The 16,677-nt window shown below is 62.6% G+C and carries 14 protein-coding genes; 7 read left to right on the plus strand and 7 right to left on the minus strand.

All coding sequences use genetic code 11. The features are described 5' to 3' along the window. Positions 1–46 precede the first annotated feature (46 nt). The 3 genes from putA to ACS5RD_RS11305 all read left to right on the plus strand — a co-directional run bounded on the left by putA (position 47) and on the right by ACS5RD_RS11305 (position 4,672). Positions 47–3,478: a bifunctional proline dehydrogenase/L-glutamate gamma-semialdehyde dehydrogenase PutA gene (gene putA / locus ACS5RD_RS11295; protein WP_489931262.1), complete on the plus strand. Its 3,432-nt coding sequence runs from the start codon at positions 47–49 to the stop codon at positions 3,476–3,478. A 90-nt stretch (positions 3,479–3,568) separates the two neighbouring features. Further along, positions 3,569–3,838 carry a hypothetical protein gene (locus ACS5RD_RS11300; RefSeq protein ID WP_054007629.1) on the plus strand — a complete coding sequence of 90 codons (270 nt, stop codon included), beginning with the start codon at positions 3,569–3,571 and terminating at the stop codon, positions 3,836–3,838. 96 nt (positions 3,839–3,934) lie between these two features. Beyond that, positions 3,935–4,672, plus strand: coding sequence for a rhomboid family intramembrane serine protease (locus ACS5RD_RS11305; protein ID WP_489931263.1), 738 nt, complete (start codon positions 3,935–3,937; stop codon positions 4,670–4,672). Positions 4,673–4,743: 71 nt separating this feature from the next. Here ACS5RD_RS11305 and ACS5RD_RS11310 read toward each other — a convergent pair whose 3' ends face one another. The 6 genes from ACS5RD_RS11310 to ACS5RD_RS11335 all read right to left on the minus strand — a co-directional run bounded on the left by ACS5RD_RS11310 (position 4,744) and on the right by ACS5RD_RS11335 (position 11,470). Further along, positions 4,744–5,532 carry an inositol monophosphatase family protein gene (locus tag ACS5RD_RS11310; RefSeq protein WP_489931264.1) on the minus strand — a complete coding sequence of 263 codons (789 nt, stop codon included), beginning with the start codon at positions 5,530–5,532 and terminating at the stop codon, positions 4,744–4,746. 86 nt (positions 5,533–5,618) lie between these two features. After that, positions 5,619–7,133, minus strand: a complete 1,515-nt coding sequence (locus tag ACS5RD_RS11315) for an ATP-binding cassette domain-containing protein (protein WP_489931265.1) — start codon at positions 7,131–7,133, stop codon at positions 5,619–5,621. A 212-nt stretch (positions 7,134–7,345) separates the two neighbouring features. Next, positions 7,346–8,875: a DHA2 family efflux MFS transporter permease subunit gene (locus tag ACS5RD_RS11320; RefSeq protein WP_489931266.1), complete on the minus strand. Its 1,530-nt coding sequence runs from the start codon at positions 8,873–8,875 to the stop codon at positions 7,346–7,348. A 6-nt stretch (positions 8,876–8,881) separates the two neighbouring features. Further along, positions 8,882–10,030, minus strand: coding sequence for an HlyD family secretion protein (locus ACS5RD_RS11325; RefSeq protein WP_489931267.1), 1,149 nt, complete (start codon positions 10,028–10,030; stop codon positions 8,882–8,884). 1 nt (position 10,031) lies between these two features. Next, positions 10,032–10,493 carry a MarR family winged helix-turn-helix transcriptional regulator gene (locus tag ACS5RD_RS11330; protein WP_489931268.1) on the minus strand — a complete coding sequence of 154 codons (462 nt, stop codon included), beginning with the start codon at positions 10,491–10,493 and terminating at the stop codon, positions 10,032–10,034. 71 nt (positions 10,494–10,564) lie between these two features. Then, positions 10,565–11,470: a LysR family transcriptional regulator gene (locus tag ACS5RD_RS11335; RefSeq protein WP_489931269.1), complete on the minus strand. Its 906-nt coding sequence runs from the start codon at positions 11,468–11,470 to the stop codon at positions 10,565–10,567. Positions 11,471–11,559: 89 nt separating this feature from the next. Between ACS5RD_RS11335 and metF the strand changes: the two genes are divergently transcribed. From metF to ACS5RD_RS11355, 4 genes are all read left to right on the plus strand, one after another. Further along, complete coding sequence (gene metF, locus ACS5RD_RS11340; RefSeq protein WP_489931270.1) at positions 11,560–12,438, plus strand: methylenetetrahydrofolate reductase [NAD(P)H]; 879 nt, start codon at positions 11,560–11,562, stop codon at positions 12,436–12,438. Positions 12,439–12,578: 140 nt separating this feature from the next. Beyond that, on the plus strand, positions 12,579–13,016 hold the full coding sequence (aroQ, locus tag ACS5RD_RS11345) for a type II 3-dehydroquinate dehydratase (protein WP_489931271.1): 438 nt from the start codon (positions 12,579–12,581) through the stop codon (positions 13,014–13,016). 73 nt (positions 13,017–13,089) lie between these two features. After that, entirely contained in the window at positions 13,090–14,124 is a 1,035-nt protein-coding gene (locus ACS5RD_RS11350; protein WP_489931272.1) for an AMP-binding protein, read from the plus strand. Next, on the plus strand, positions 14,121–15,194 hold the full coding sequence (locus ACS5RD_RS11355; RefSeq protein ID WP_489931273.1) for an acetyl-CoA C-acyltransferase: 1,074 nt from the start codon (positions 14,121–14,123) through the stop codon (positions 15,192–15,194). Before ACS5RD_RS11350 ends, ACS5RD_RS11355 begins: the two co-directional genes overlap by 4 nt. A 305-nt stretch (positions 15,195–15,499) precedes the next feature. On the opposite strand, the gene ACS5RD_RS11360 is transcribed toward ACS5RD_RS11355, so the two are convergent. After that, entirely contained in the window at positions 15,500–16,630 is a 1,131-nt protein-coding gene (locus ACS5RD_RS11360) for an oxidoreductase (RefSeq protein WP_489931274.1), read from the minus strand. Positions 16,631–16,677 lie beyond the last annotated feature (47 nt).

Genomic DNA, 16,677 nt, shown 5'->3' on the forward strand with positions numbered 1-16,677 from the left:
CCTGTCAAACCTGCGCTATCATGGGCGAAATCTTTGGGGGGCTGCTATGAGCAATGCGTGGGCTGTGATTGAGCGTGATTCTCTGCGCGATGAGGCGGCTTTGGTCGCCGCATTGATCGCCGAGGCGGGGATGGATGGCGCGCAGCGTGCTCGGGTGACGGCTTTGGGCGCGGATTTTGTGCGCCGGATCCGGGGTAGCGCCAAGCCGGGGCTGATGGAGGTTTTCCTCGCCGAATACGGGCTTTCGACCGATGAAGGCATAGCACTCATGTGTCTGGCCGAGGCTTTGCTCAGGGTGCCGGATGCCGAGACGATGGATGCACTGATCGAGGATAAGATCGCGCCATCGGATTGGGGGCGGCATTTGGGTAAATCGGCGTCGTCGCTGGTCAATGCCTCAACCTGGGCCTTGATGCTGACGGGCAAGGTGCTGGACGAGCGCGAGCCCGGCGTGGTGGGCCATCTGAAAGCGGCGGTGAAACGGCTGGGCGAGCCGGTGATCCGGGGGGCGGTGACGCGGGCGATGAAAGAGATGGGGCGCAACTTTGTGTTGGGCGAAACCATTGAAAAGGCGATGAAACGTGCCACTGTGCTGGAAGGGCAGGGCTATACCTACAGCTATGATATGCTGGGGGAAGCCGCGCGGACGGAAAGCGACGCGCGGCGCTATCATCTGTCGTATTCGGCGGCGATTACCTCGATTGCGAAGGCGGCGGTGACCGGGGATATTCGCAGCAATCCGGGGATTTCGGTCAAGCTATCGGCGCTGCATCCGCGCTATGAGGTCGCCAAGCGCGCCCGCGTGATGGAAGAATTGGTGCCGCGGGTGCGGGCTTTGGCGGGCTTAGCGAAGGCGGCGGGGCTGGGCTTCAACATTGATGCCGAGGAAGCCGATCGGTTGGCTTTGTCGCTGGAGGTGATCGAGGCGGTTCTCAGCGATCCGGCGTTGCGCGGTTGGGATGGTTTTGGCGTGGTGGTGCAGGCTTACGGGCGGCGCGCCGGGGCGGTGATCGACTGGCTTTATGCGTTGTCAGTCCGGTTGGACCGCAAGATCATGGTACGGCTGGTGAAGGGGGCCTATTGGGACGCGGAAGTGAAGCGGGCGCAGGTTTTGGGGCTGGCGTCGTTTCCGGTGTTCACCCGCAAACAGGCGACGGATGTGAGCTACATCGCCAATGCGCGCAAGCTGCTGGGCATGACCGACCGGATTTATCCGCAGTTTGCAACGCATAATGCGCATACAGTGGCGGCTATTTTAGAGATGGCAGACGATAAGAAGTCGTTTGAGTTCCAGCGCTTGCATGGCATGGGCGAGCGGCTGCACGATATTGTGCTGACCGACAATGCGACGCGCTGCCGGATTTATGCACCTGTCGGCGCGCATCGCGATTTGCTGGCGTATCTCGTGCGGCGGTTGTTGGAGAATGGCGCGAATTCCAGTTTTGTGAACCAGATTGTCAATGAAGAGGTCAGCCCAGAAACCGTGGCAGCTTGCCCGATTTCGGCGATGGCGGCAATGCATCCGGTGACAAGCCCGGCGATTGCGACAGGGCCGGGGCTGTTTGGCGCGCGCAAGAATGCCAAGGGCTGGGATTTGACCGACGCGGGCGATCTCGCAGCGATTGCGGCGGCGCGGGGGCCGGATGAGGTGACATTGTTTGAGGCGCGGCCGATGCTCGCGGGGCACAGTGTCGGCGGATTGCGGCAAGAGGTGCGCAATCCGGCGACGGGGGCGCTGGTTGGGCATGTGCTGGGCGCGTCAGAGGCGGATGTAGACACGGCTTTGCGGCTGGCTGAACCTTGGGCGGCGGATGCCGAAACCCGTGCAGCCGTGCTGCGGCGGGCGGCGGATTTGTATGAGGCCGAGTTTGGCGCGATCTTTGCGCTGCTGGCGCGGGAGGCGGGGAAGTCCTTGGCCGATGCGGTGTCAGAATTGCGCGAAGCGGTTGATTTCCTGCGCTATTATGCCGATGGCGCAGCGGGTCTGACGGCCCCTGCACGCGGGGTGTTTGCCTGCATCAGCCCGTGGAATTTCCCGCTGGCGATCTTCTCGGGGCAGATCGGCGCGGCGCTGGCGGCGGGCAATGCCGTGCTGGCGAAACCCGCGCCACAGACGCCGCTTATCGCTGCGCTGGCGGTCGATCTGCTATGGAAAGCCGGAGTTCCGGCCAGTGCTTTGCAACTGCTGCCGGGCGATGGCGCGGTCGGCGGGCTGATCACGCGGGATTCGCGCGTCAAGGGCGTGGCCTTTACCGGATCGACAGAAACCGCGCTGAAAATCCGCCGCGTGATGGCGGAGAACCTTGATCCAACCGCGCCGTTGATCGCGGAAACCGGCGGGCTGAATGCGATGCTGGTGGACTCAACTGCGCTGCCAGAGCAGGCGGTGCGCGATATTCTCGCCTCCAGCTTCCAATCGGCGGGGCAGCGCTGTTCGGCGTTGCGCTGTCTGTATGTGCAGGAAGATGTGGCGCATGCGGTGCAGGAAATGCTGTTCGGCGCGATGGATGAGCTGGTTTTGGGCGACCCTTTGGATTTGGCGACCGATGTCGGCCCGGTGATTGATGCGACAGCGCAGGGCGGTATTCGCGATTATATCGCGGCGGCGCGGGCGGAAGGCCGGGTGTTGCGCGAAATGCAGGCCCCGGCGCAGGGGACGTTCATTGCCCCGACGGTGATCAAAGTGGCAGGGATTGCCGCGATGCCGCGGGAGATCTTCGGCCCGGTGCTGCATATCGCCACGTTCAAGGCGGGCGAGGTGGATCAGGTGGTGCAAGCGGTCAATGCCACCGGCTACGGGCTGACCTTTGGGCTGCACACACGCATTGATGACCGGGTGCAGGCGGTGACCGAGGCGCTGCATGTCGGCAACCTCTATGTCAACCGCAACCAGATTGGCGCAGTGGTGGGCAGTCAACCCTTTGGCGGCGAAGGGCTTTCTGGCACCGGGCCGAAAGCGGGCGGGCCAGAGTATTTGCACCGCTTCACGGTGACGGCGGCTGCGGTGTCGAGCGGGGGCAGCCCGGATTTACCCGAGGCTGAGGTGGCCAAGGCGCTGAAAAACCTGCCCGCGCCGCAGGACGCTGCCCATGCGCGGGTGTTGCCGGGGCCTACCGGCGAGTCGAACCGTCTGACCGCCAGCCCGCGCGCGCCGCTGCTCTGCCTTGGGCCGGGGCCGCAGGCGGCTGAAGCGCAGGCGCAGGCCGTACGCGCTTTGGGAGGGCAAGCGGTGCTGGCGGATGGGCTTGCTCCGCTGGCGCTGACCCGGCTGGAGGGGTTTTCCGGGGCTGTGTGGTGGGGCGATGCCGAACAGGGGCGCGCAAGGGCGCAGGCCTTGGCCGCGCGCAAGGGGCCGATTTTGCCGCTTATCGGCGATATGCCGGATGTGGCGCATGTGATGCTGGAACGGCATGTCTGCATCGACACCACGGCCTCGGGCGGCAATGCGCAACTGCTCGCCGAGGTTTCGGGGGAGTAGAGGTATAAGCTTTGGGCGGCCTTGGCAGGGTTTTGCGGCAATGCTAGGCCGTCTGAGAGCGTGTTGCTCGGGTTAATGTGGAGTTTTACGATGCGTTTGATCGCCCCCCTCGCGGTGCTCGCCACCGTGCTGAGCCTGTCGGCTTGCAAAGAAGAAAAAGCTGTCTGCACACAGGAAGAGGCGCAGAAGAAGGTCACCGAAATGATGACCAAGATGCAGGATGTCGCCACCAACCACCCGGAAAAAATGGAAGCTTTGAGCAAAAAGGCGCAAGAGCTGCAAAGTGATCTGTCGGGTGTCGCCAATGACCCGGCCAAGGCCTGTGATGCGGTTGATCAACTGATCAAGGCTATGGAATAGACTGATTTTATGTAGAGCCTGCCCCGGATGCGGGCGGGCTCTTGCATCTGTGAGCGCAGGCTTTAGGATTTCAGCGATATCCGAAAGTCAGGCCAGATGTTTCCCATCCGCGATCATAACCCTTCGGGCCGTGCGCCCTATGTGACCTATGCGCTGCTTGCGGTGAATATCGCGGTGTTTTTGTTCTATTGGTTCAGCCTGCCCAGCGAATTTGCGCTGGCGAAGTTCTACTACACTTGGGGTCTGGTGCCGGCTTGGCTGATGCAGGGTGACGGGTATTCTGGCCTGATCACCCATATGTTCCTGCATGGCGGCTGGATGCATCTGGCGGGTAACATGCTGTTTTTGTGGATCTTTGGTGACAATCTGGAAGACCAGATGGGGCATGTCAGCTATCTGCTGTTCTACCTTGCCTGCGGGGTGCTGGCAGCCGGGTTGCAGGTTGCGGGCGATCCGGGGTTTGACGGGCCGCTGATCGGGGCCTCGGGGGCGATTGCAGGCGTGCTGGGTGGCTATTTGGTGCTGTTTCCGCGCGCCAAGATTGATGTGTTGTTCATCTTCGTGATCTTTTTCCGGGTGTTTTCGATTCCGGCTTGGGTCGTGCTGGGAGTTTGGTTCGCGGTGCAAAGCTTCAATGGCTATTCCGCGACCGAGGATGGTGTGGCCTATCTGGCGCATATCGGCGGGTTTATTGCCGGGGCGGTGTTGGTGCTGCCTGTGCTGATGCGGCGCGGGGGGGCCGGGTTTTGGGCGCAGAACAGGGGCAAGCCACCGCATCCGGCAGCGGAATATCCGGTCAGCCCCAGCCGCATCCCGCGTGTGCCCAAACGTTAATTTAGGGCGCTAGGGGTGCAGGCCGGGGCCACGATTTTTCTCAAAAATCGGTTTCGCGGAGCATCGCGCGCTTATGCGTCGCGGATGATTTTGGTCAATGGCGCGAACAGGTTTTCATTGGCGCAGATCAACGCGCCTTTTTCCAAGATGTCATAGCCTTCACGCACCGGGCCGATCAGGCCACCGGCTTCTTTCACCAGCAGGATGCCAGCAGCGATGTCCCACTGCTGCAACTCACGCTCCCAATAGCCGTCAAAGCGGCCAGCGGCGACATAGGCGAGGTCCAGCGAAGCCACACCCCAGCGGCGCATCCCGGCACAGGCGGGCATCAGGCGGGCGAGGTCGGCGAGGGTGGCGGGCAGGGTTTTCTTGGTGCTGAACGGCACCCCGGTGGCGAAGACGGCTTCATGCATGGCGCGACGACCAGACACCCGCAGGCGGCGGTCGTTCATCCAAGCGCCCGAGCCTTTTTCGGCCCAGAACATCTCATCCTTGGCGGCATCGAACACCACGGCGGATACAATCTCGCCCTTGTGCTCCAGCGCGATGGAAATCGCCCAATGCGGCATGCCGTGCAGGAAGTTGGTGGTGCCGTCCAACGGATCAACGATCCAGCGGCGGGTCGGGTCTTGGCCGTCTTGCTCGCCCGTCTCCTCGCCAAGCCAGCCATAGGTGGGGCGGGCGCCCATCAGATCCTCTTTGATGATCCGCTCGGCTTCGCGGTCGGCTTTTGTGACGAAATCACCAGGGCCTTTGGTCGAGACTTGCAGGTTCTCGACCTCGCGGAAGTCTTTCACCAGCGCTTTGCCAGCGCGGCGGGCGGCCTTGATCATCAGGTTGAGGTTGGCACTGCCTTGCATGGGCGGGGACTCCGGTGGCGTCTGGGGTGGGGCGTAAGCTGGGGGGCATACACGGGTGGGGGAAAGAGCGCAAGGCGGCGGGGGCGTTAAGGCTGGCGGTTCAGTTCCGCTGTGAAGAAGGCTTCCGGGCTGTCGACCTCAATCAGACGGCGCTTTTCGACTTGCCAGAAGCGCGAGCCTACGGCGCGGATGAAATTGCGGTCGTGGCTGACCAGCAGGCAGGTGGCACCTTGAGTGAGCAGTTCTTGTTCGAGCGCCTCTTGGCCTTCGATGTCTAGGTGGTTGGTCGGCTCGTCCAGCAGGTAGAAATTGGGATTTGAGAGGCGGAGGAGGAGCATCGCAAGCCGGGCCCTTTGGCCGCCTGACAACTTGCCGAGGGGGCGGGGTTGCCAATCGGGTTTGATGCCAGCGCCTGCGAGCAGGGTTTTGGTGGTTTGATCATTGGCGTGCTGGCTGATCAGGGCTTGCGGGGTCATGCTGTCAGGCAGTTGCGCGAGGTTTTGGTCGGAATAGCCGAGGGCGAGGCTGGCGGCTGCTTTGATCGTTGGGTGTTGGCCTTGGATCGCAGCGAGCACGGCGCGGATCATTTGGGATTTTCCGGTGCCGTTTGCGCCCAAGATCACCACGCGGTCGCCGCGTTCGATCCATTTTTGCCCGGTGTGGAACAAAGGCCGCGCGTCGGGGGTGGTGATGGCGGCATCGTTCAGGGTGATCAGGGCTTTGGCATGGGTGCCGGAATTCGCCAGTTTGATCGCGCCGGATGAGGTTTCGCGATGGGCGGGGCGGGCGCTCGCCTCTAGCTTTTCGGCGCGGTCTTTCAGCTGTTTGGTCTTGGTGATCAACAGATCAGAGCCGGAGTTGATGCCGATGTTTTTCAGCTTGGCGGCTTGGCGGCGCAACTGGTCGGCTTTGTTCAGAGCATTCTCAAAACGGCGAGAGTCGGCGGCGTCGGTTTCCTCCAACGCGGCGCGGGCGCGGGAATAGGGCAGCGCGAACATCCGGCTGGAGGTGGCGCGCAGGAAAAGGCTGCGCGTGGTGGCTGCATCAAGGAAGGCGCGGTCGTGGCTGGTGGTGATCACGGCGGTATCGCGCGGCAGGGCGGTGAGCCAGCGTTGCAGGATGCCGATGCGGGAAAGGTCGAGATGGTTGGTGGGCTCATCCAGCAGATAGAGGTCAGGCTCATGGATGGCGGCGCGGGCCAACAGAGCAGTGCGTTGCCAGCCGCCAGAGAGGGCAGACAGGGGCGTGTCACGCAGGGCTTCGGGCACGGAGAGGTCATCCAGCACAATCTCGGCCCGCCACGACTCATATGCGGCTTGATCGGGCGGCAGGGCGGCGAGGGTGGCCTCGCGGAAGGTCAGGGGCAACAGGCTGGCGGGAACATCTTGATCGACCAGCGCGGATTTTAACCCACGGGTGCGGGTGATTTCGCCAGAGGTCGACTCCAAGGTTCCGGCCAAGCAGCGCAGAAGTGAGGATTTTCCGCGCCCGTTGGCGGCGATCAGGCCGAGGCGGTCGCCGCGCTCGATAGAGAAGGTCAGATCGCTGAACAGGGGTTGGCCGAGGGTCAGAGCCAAGGATTTGGTGGCAAGCAGGGTCATGGGTTTATCCGCATAGGAAATAGCGCGAAAGCGCCGTTAGGGGCGGACCGGGAAACCTGCGATGCGGCTCGGGTCAGCCCTGCGACAAAGGCAGGGCCGCTGCAGGGCCATCGGTGCGTGGGTGGCAGATCAAGATCATGCACCCCTCCTGTGGCTTCGTGTGCCCCGACAGGCTACATTTTGCCCGAACGAAGGTCAATCAGCGGCGGAGATCAATCATGCGCAACCGGGGCTTCACCGGGAGCCATCACGCGCGGTTGCGCCTTTTTCAGAAACCACGCCAAGGGCAAAGCGCACAGCGTGATCACCATCATCAGATAGAAATCGTCGATGTAGCTGATCATCAGCGCTTGGATCGCCACCAACCCATCCATCTGTTGCAGCGTTGCGGCGGTCAGCGTGCCGGGCGGCACCACCATGTTAAAGTTCGGATTAAACGATGAGATCGCCACCGACAGATCGGCGTGGTTGACCTGCACATTGCGGGTCAGCATCAGCGTCACCATCGAAATCCCAATCGACGAACCGATATTGCGCACCAGTGAAAACAGACTGGTGGCGTCGGCGCGCAGTTCCGGTGCGATGGTGGCGAAGGCGATGGTCGACAGGGGCACGAACACCAGACCAAGGCCCAGACCTTGCAACACGCCCGTCCAGATCACCGGGCCTGGGCCCATTTGCGGGGTGAATCCGGTCATAAAATACAGCGAGGCGGCGGTCAGGATCAGGCCCACTGACACCAGCAAGCGCGCATCGGTTTTTTGCACCAAGCGCCCGACGATCAGCATCGAGGCCATGGTGCCCACCCCGCGCGGACCCATCACGAGCCCGGTGGTGATGGTCGGATAGCCAAAAATGCGCGACAGCATGGGCGGCAGCAGGGCAAGCGAGGCCAGCAGGATGATGCCGATGATGAAGATGAACACCAATCCGGTGGAAAAATTGCGATCCAGGAACATCCGCGGCTCTAGGAAGGGTTTGTCGGCCCCCATGATATGGATGACGAACACCCACATGCCCGTCAGGGTCAGAAACAGATAGAGCCAGATTTCGGTGGACGCGAACCAGTCAACCTCACCGCCGCGATCCAGCATCAGTTGCAATGCGCCGATGCCGATGGACAGCATACCAAAGCCGAAAAAATCAAAGCGGCGTAGGCGTTTGACGGATTTCGGCAAATAGGCGGCGCATCCCAGAAAGGCGATGATGCCGACGGGCAGGTTGACGAAAAACACCCAGCGCCAGTTGAAGCTTTCCGTCAGCCAGCCGCCCAAAGTCGGGCCGATGATCGGGCCGACCATGATGCCAGCGCCCCAAAGCGCCATGGCTTGTCCAGCTTTTTCGCGCGGATTGATGTCCAAGAGGAAGGTTTGCGACAAGGGCACGATGGCCGCGCCGAAGATGCCCTGCAGCAAGCGGAACAGCACCATCGATGGTAGGCTCCACGCCAGACCACAGGCAATTGAGGTGATCACGAAGCCCGCGATAGAGATCAGGAAGAACTCACGTTTGCCGATGCGGTCGGAAATCCAGCCCGTCGCCGGGGTCATGATCGCGGAGGCGACGATATAGCTGGTCAGCACCCAAGTGATGGTGTCTTGGGATGCGCCAAGGTCGCCCGTCATGGTCGGCAAAGCGACGTTGGCGATGGTGGTGTCGAGCACCTGCATGATCGTCGCCAGCATAATCGACAGCGTGATCAAGCCCTTATGCGGGACTTCTGTGGTGGGGGCGGTGCTCATGGCGGGTTACTTCAGGAAGCTGGGGAGCAGGTCTGACAGGCTGCGGTGGCGGCCCGTGTCGACCGACACAGAGGCACTGACGCCCGAGGATAGGCCTTTGGCATCCTCGGGGTTGAGCAAGCGCAAAGTGACGGGAACGCGCTGGGTGACTTTGACCCAGTTGCCAGTGGCGTTTTGGGCGGGCAGCAGCGAGAACTCGGATCCCGTGCCTGCGCCAATGGCGGCCACGACCGCCTCGATCTTGCGACCGGGGTTCATGTCAAAGGTGATTTCTGCCGGAGAGCCGACGGTAATGCCTTCCAACTGGGTTTCCTTGAAGTTGGCATCGACCCAAGTGTCATCGGTCTGCACCAGTGCAAACAGGCTTTGCCCGGCGGCGACCATCTGGCCCGGTTTGAACGACGAGGCTTGGTAGATCACGCCATCGGCGGGGGCTTTGACCACGGCATTGGCGTAGTTGTAGGCGGCCTGCGCGCTGGCGATCACGGCGGCGCGGACGGCGGGGTGGTTGTCGGTTGGGATCAGCGGATCACCCCCGATGGCCGCCAAGGCCGAAGCGACGGCTTGCTTGGCGAGATCGCGTTTGTCGAGGGCGGTGCGTTCATCATGGCGGGCGTCGATCAGGTTGGAATCGGTGGCCACACCCTTGGCACCAAGGCTTTCCTGCCGCTCACGCTCTGTGGTCTGGTACGCGGCTTCATCCTCGGCCAGTTGCAGGTTGGATTGGGCGGTGCCATAGGCCAGCTTCAACTGCTCGACCGTGATGCGGGCGGCGGTGACAGCGGCATCGGCTTGGGCCTGCGCCAGTCTGTAGGGCACCGGATCGACTTGGAACAGCACGTCGCCAGCTTTGACGGTCTGGTTGTCTTTCACCAGCACTTTATCAATCCGTCCCGCCACCGAGGAGGCGACCGAGATGCGGGCCTGGTGCAGGTAAGCGTTTTCGGTTTCCTCGTAGCGCCCGCCCATCAGCCAATAGGCCCCGGCAGCGACCAGCAGCACCAAAGGCCCTGCGATCATCAGCACCCGGCGCTTTTTGCGCGGGGCTGGGGTGGGGGCATGCAGTATCGCTGTCGGGGTGATGGCTGCTGGGGTGATCGGGGTGACGGTTGCCGGGGCATTTGCAGCGGGGGTGTTGGTCGAAGTGGCGGTCATATCAGATGTCCTTCACGTCTGCCGCTGCATCGCAAACGGCCTGAGACAATGTTGCGGTCACCGAGGTAAGTCCGGCGATCAAAGCGGTGCGCGCTTCGGGCGCTAGGCCCGACAGCGCTTCGGCAAAGACGGAATCCGCCATTGCCTTCAGGTCATTACGGATCAGCAGGGTGGAGGCCGTCGGCACGATCACCCGCACGCGGCGATCCTCGGGGTCAGGCTCACGCGCGACCCAACCGGCTTGCTCCATCCGGTCGACAAGCCGCGAGACCGAAATCGGCTCAATCTCCAACTTATCGGCGATGCGGGCTTGGCTGGCGCGACCTTCGCGCAACACCACCGCCAAAAGTCGCCACTGCGCCGAGGACAGGCCATATTCCGACGCCCGCTGCGCGAAGCGTTTGCGCACCAGACGGGCGGCGTCGTGCAACAGGGGGCCGAGCTGATCTTGTGCAAAATTCATTGTGCATAGATATAATAAGCCTGCTTATTATTCCAATGCGTTTCCTGCATGGCTGGGATGCGACAAACGCCTTAGCCGCGTTGCAGCTTGACCGCTTCCGAGCGCCCCAGTTTCAGGAAATGGCCGATATAGGGTTTGGCCGCGTCTTCTTCGCGCGTCGCGGCAAAAAGGCGTTTGGTGATGCTGCCCGGACCCAACGGTCGGGTGACGTAATCGGCGTTGGATTTCACGTCGCGCAGCACCCAATCGGGCAGCACAGCGACACCGCGATTGGAGCCCACCAACATCAGGATCACCGCGGTCAGTTCCACCGGGCGCTGGGCGCGGGGCTCGATGCGGGCGGCGGTCAGCAGTTCGGTGAACACGTCGAGCTTATCGCGCGGCACGGGGTAGGTGATCAGGGTCTGGTCGCGGAAATCTTCCGCTTCGATCATTGCCTTCGCCGACAGCGGGTTCTGCGATGAGGCGATGAACATCGGGTGATAATCGAATAGCGGGTTGAAGGAGATACCCGGCAGCGGTTCGGGGTTGGACGAGATCACCAGATCGACCTCTTCGCGCAAAAGCGCGGGGAAACTGTCAAAGGCGAGGCCCGCACGGATATCGACATCGACTTCTGGCCAAGCGTGGCGGAACAGTTCCAGCACTGGAAACAGCCAATCGAAACAAGCGTGACATTGGATGGCGATGTGCAAGCGGCCAGTTTTGCCCGCTTGCAGCGCGCGGAATTCTTCCTCCAGTGCGGTGATTTCTGGCAAGATGCGTTCCGCCGCGCGCAACATACGGATACCCGCCGCCGACAGCGTCATCGGTTTGGAACGGCGCACAAACAACTCCATCCCGACCTGCGCTTCCAGTCCGGCGACCTGATGCGACAGCGCCGATTGCGTCATGTTCATCAGATCGGCAGCACGCGCCAGGCCGCCGGCCTGATGGATGGCTCGGATGGTGCGCAGGTGGCGGAGTTCCAGGTACATGCGTGACTTTCATCATTATGGTGAAAACTATGAATTGGCTTCAATTTACGCGCGGTGGCATAACGGGGTCAAGTAAAAGGAGCTTCCCCATGCCTGCACCGCGTATCTCATTTGAATTCTTCCCGCCGCAATCTTTGGACGCCTCGTTCAAACTGTGGGAAACCGTGCAAGTGCTGGCACCGATGCAGCCGAATTTTGTCTCGGTCACCTATGGCGCGGGCGGCACCACCCGCAAGCTGACGCATGACGCAGTGGCCACGATCAAGCGCAATTACGGATTGAACGTCGCCGCGCACCTGACCTGCGTCGATGCCAGCCGCGCGGAGACGCTTGAGATTGCAGAGGCTTACGCCGAAGTCGGTGTGACCGAGATTGTCGCCCTGCGCGGCGATGCCCCGAAAGGCGCGGATCGCTTCACGCCGCATCCGGACGGTTTTGCATCTTCGGTGGAACTGGTGGAAGCCTTGGCGAAAACCGGGAAATTCAAGCTGCGTGTGGGGGCTTACCCCGAGCCGCACCCGGATGCTGCGGATAAATTCGCCGATGTAAGCTGGCTGAAGCGCAAGATTGACGCCGGGGCCAGCACTGCGATCACGCAGTTTTTCTTTGAGGCGGATACGTTCTTCCGCTTCCGCGATGCTTGCGTGAAGGCGGGCATCCATGCCCCGATCATTCCGGGCATCCTGCCGATCCAGTCGTGGGACGGCACCAAGAAATTCGCCGCGCGCTGTGGCACGAGCGTGCCGCAGCGTCTGGACGAGGGCTTTGCGATGGCGAAACGCGATGGGCGCGAAGATTTGCTGGCGCTGACCCAATGCACCACCCTGTGCAGCCGTCTGCTGGAAGGCGGCGTTGAAGATCTGCATTTCTATACCCTCAACCGCCCGGAACTTACCCGCGAAGTTGTCCGCGCTTTGGGCATTGCGCCCGAGCTTTCACCACAAATCGCACTCGAAAAGGTCGCTTAAGCGTTAACGTCTCCCTGACGGCAGGTCCCCCAGGATCAGCGACCCCACTCGCGCGCCTCCCCCCACGGGAGGCGCGTTTTTTCTATGCGGGAGCGGGCAGGATGCGGTAAAGCTTGGAAAATATCGTAAGGATGCCCGCAATGAAGCCGATTTTCGTTCTGAATGGCCCGAACCTGAACATGCTTGGCCTGCGCCAGCCCGAGATTTACGGGCAGGAAACCTTAGCTGATGTGGTGGCTGGGCTGTCGGGGCTGGCGGCAGAATTGGGGCTGGCGGTGGAATGTATGCAATCCAACCACGAGGGCCAGCTGGTCGATTGGATTCAAGACGCGCGTGGGGTGGCGGCGGGGATCATCATCAATCCGGGCGCCTATTCGCACACATCGGTGGCGATTTTGGATGCGCTGAATGTGTTTGAAGGGGTGGTTTTGGAGGTGCATATCTCCAACATCCACAAGCGCGAAGCGTTTCGGCATCATTCCTTCGTGTCGGGGCGGGCGGAGGGCGTGATTGCGGGCTTTGGCACCGAGGGCTATCTGCTGGCGCTGCGGCGGATGGCGTCTTTGCTGAAGCGCTAGGGTCGTGGCGGCCTCCGGCGGGAATATTTTTACCAGTATGAAATGCTTTCGATGGCATCCTGAGGCGAAGGTCGTGGGCGACGATCGGGCGTTGTGTGACGCGTTGGCGGTGCCGGGGCGGGCATTTCGGATTGGCGGGGCGGGCGCACTGCCTGTGGGCGAGGGGGTGTTTGAGACGCTGACTTCCGGCTCCTCGGGGCAACCCCGGCGGATTCTGCGCAGTATGGCGTCGTGGACTGCCAGTTTCGCGATGAATGCGGGGTTGTTTGGCATTGGCCCCAAAGCCCGCGTCGCGGTGCTGGGTGATCTGGTGCATTCGCTGGCGCTCTATGGCGCGCTAGAGGGGCTGCATCTGGGGGCCGAGGTGGTTTTGCTGGGCGGCGTACGGCCGGATCGGCAGGTGCGGGCTTTGGCGGGGGCTGGGGTGATTTATGCTACGCCTGCGCAACTAAGGCTGTTGGTGGAGGCCGGGTGGCAGGCCTCTGGGCTGATCCTGGTTGGCGGATCAAAGCTGGACGCGGGGCTGCGGGCGGCGTTGAGCGGCGCTGAGGTGCGCGAGTTTTATGGCGCGGCGGAGGCGAGTTTTATCACTTTGGCGGGGCCGGATGCGCCTGCAGAGTCGGTGGGCGCGGTTTATCCCGGCGTCGAGCTTGATCTGCGGGCGGGACAGATCTGGGTGCGCTCGCCCTATCTGTTTCAGGGCTATGCCGGGGCGGATGCGGGCGGGGCAGTTTGGGATCAGGGCTGGCTGTCGGTGGGCGAGATGGGAAGGCTGGAAGGCGGCTATCTGTATCTGTCGGGACGCGCCGGGCGGATGGTGACCGTGGCCGATCAGAACGTGTTTCCCGAGGAGATCGAGAGCTTTATCGCGGGCTTGCCGGGGGTGGCGCGGGTGGCCGTGCTGCCGCGCCGCGATGCGTTGCGGGGGGCGGTGATGGTGGCGGTGGTGCAGGGGGATCGTTCGGCTGAGGCAGCGATATTGGCGGCCTGTCGGGGGCGATTGGGCGCGCTGGTGGCCCCGAGGACGGTGATTTGGGTGGCGGAGTGGCCGGTGTTGGCCTCGGGTAAGACCGATCTTGTGCGGTTGGCGGGCGAGGTCGGGCTGTGAGCGTGATTTTGGCGGCGAAGCGGACGGCGGTGGTGCCTCGGGGCGGGGCGTTTGCGCGGTTAGAGATTGAGGATCTGGGCGCGCCTGTGGTGCAGGCTTTGCTGGCGGCGGCGGGGATGGCTGCGGCTTCGGTGGATGAGTTGATCTGCTCCAACGCTTTAGGGGCGGGGGGCAATCCGGCGCGGCGGGTGGCTTTGGCTGCTGGGTTGCCGGAGCGAGTGGCGGGGCTTTCGGTAGACCGACAATGCGCGGGGGGGCTGGATGCGGTTTTGTTGGCGCGGGCTTTGGTGGATTCGGGGGCTGCCGAGGTGGTGATCGCGGGCGGGGTCGAGAGTTATTCTCGGCGTCCGTTGCGGCTGCGGACCGATCCTGAGGGGGCGGCGGCGGTGGCCTACGATCAGGCGCGGTTCACGCCTTGGAGTGATCGTGATCCGGGGATGGCGGAGGCGGCGTTTGCGCTGGCGGCGCGGCTGGGGATTTCGCGGGGCGCGCAGGATGTTTGGGCGGTGGAAAGCCACGCCAAGGCGCGGGTGTGTGACGGCGAGATTGTCGAGGTTGCGGGGCAGGTTCGGGACGCGTTTGCGCGGGGCTTGAGTTTGGCGGTGGCGGCGCGGGCTAAGGTGGTCTGTGGCTCGATCACGGCGGCGAATGCGGCGGTGGCGGCGGATGCTGCAGCGTTTGTTTTGGTGGTGTCGGATCGGGTGGCAGCGGGGCGGGGGTTGCGGATTTTGGGCGGGGTGACGCTGGGGGGCGATCCGGTGGAGCCGGGGTTGGCTCCGGTGGCGGCCATTCGGGCGGTGTTGGATCGGGCTGGGGTTTCGGCTGAGAGGGTGGCGGTGGCGGAGATTATGGAGGCCTATGCGGTGCAGGCGATGGCTTGTGTGAGCGGGGCGGGGTTGGATGTACGCCGCGTCAATATCGGGGGCGGGGCACTGGCGCGCGGGCATCCGATTGGGGCCTCGGGGGCGGTGCTGGCGGTGCGGTTGTTTTATGAATTGCAGGCCGGGATTGGCCTTGCCGCGATCGCAGCGGCGGGGGGGATTGGGACGGCTTTATTGGTGGAGAGATAGGTGTGTCCACGCGTGGACAGAGAGGCGGATTATGTGATTTCAATGGGTTATGGGGGGATCATTAGGGATTTGTTAAGCTATTCACTTGCGCCATATAGCTATGCTGGTACGGGCGTTTATAGCCTGATCTGAGTTTGTGGTGGGCAAGGCAAGCCCGAATCAATGCGTGCCTCGTCCCATGATTTTTGACAGAGCGCCTAAAGTGGTATCCGTTTTATCTGACCCAGAAGCCTCACAATGCGCGCAGCAGTTGGCGCGCAGGTCTTGGCGCGCAGTGTATGGGTCAAGATAAACGAGAAACCGCTCTAGGCATTGGCCACGCGCTTGGTGCTGGCTTGCGGTGTCAGGGCGAACCAACCCGGCGTGGCGTCAATCACCGCCCAAAGTTTTTCGGGGATGGCGAGGGCGGTGACGTGCTGGGGGTCGAGCATGGTTTCGATCTGATCGGCGGGCCCGGTTTCAGCGAGTTCGACCCAATCGGGGTTCATCACCAAGTCTTGACCGACAGCCGCGACCGAGAGGCCGAGGGCCAAGGCTTGGCTGGCCTGTTCGGGCGTGCGCAAACCGCCCGCAGCGATCACCGGAATTCTGCCAGCGGCATAGGCTGCAACGCGCGCGGCAATCGTCTCGCCGTTTGGATTGTTCATCGGGCGGTCGTTCAGCACGCTGGCGGGCGAGGTATGGATATAGTCGATGCCAGCGGTGATCAGATGATCCAGCAGCGCAAGGCTGTCGGTGACGCCGTAGTCATTCTCACCGGGTTCTTCGGGCGAAATCCGGCAGCCGAGCACGAAGAGGCGCGGGGCGTGGGCGGCGATCACGCGTTTGACCTCGGCCACCACCGACAGGGCAAAGCGCATCCGGTTTGCGGGAGAGCCTCCCCATTGATCGCTGCGCGGGTTGCTGGCAGGCGAGGAGAAATTCTGCAGCAGAAAGCCGCGTGCGCCGTGCAACTCGATGCCGTCAAATCCGGCCTCAATCGCGCGGCGGGTGGTTTGGCCGAAGGCTGCGATCAGGTCGTGGATTTCGGACTCACGCAGGGCGCGCGGCGTTTGCGCTGGGGCGAAGGGGGTGGGAGGAGCGAGGATGGCGCTGTTCGGCGTCAGGTCGGACAGAGCTTTGGCCCCCGCATGAAACAGTGGCAGGATGGCAGGCCCGCTGCCGCTTTTGGTAGCCTCGGCCAGCTTCTTCAGGCTTGGCAGATAGCTGTCGTTGGTGGCGGCAAATTCGTGGCTGAAGCTGATACCGTTGGGCGTGACTTGGGTGCAACCGGTGATCACCAGACCGACTGCGCCTGCAAGGCGGCGGTAATAGACCGCCTCGGCGTCGGAAATCGTCAGATCGGGATTGGCGGCCCAAGTGGTCATCGGGGCGCTGCGGTTGCGCAGCGGCAGATTTGCAAGATAAAGCGCGTGGAACAGCGGAGCGGCAGACATTGGAACCTCTTGGGCTGGTTTGGTTGAGGGCAGCAGGTGGATCAGGA

This window comes from Cypionkella sp. PAMC25878 (assembly GCF_058135695.1).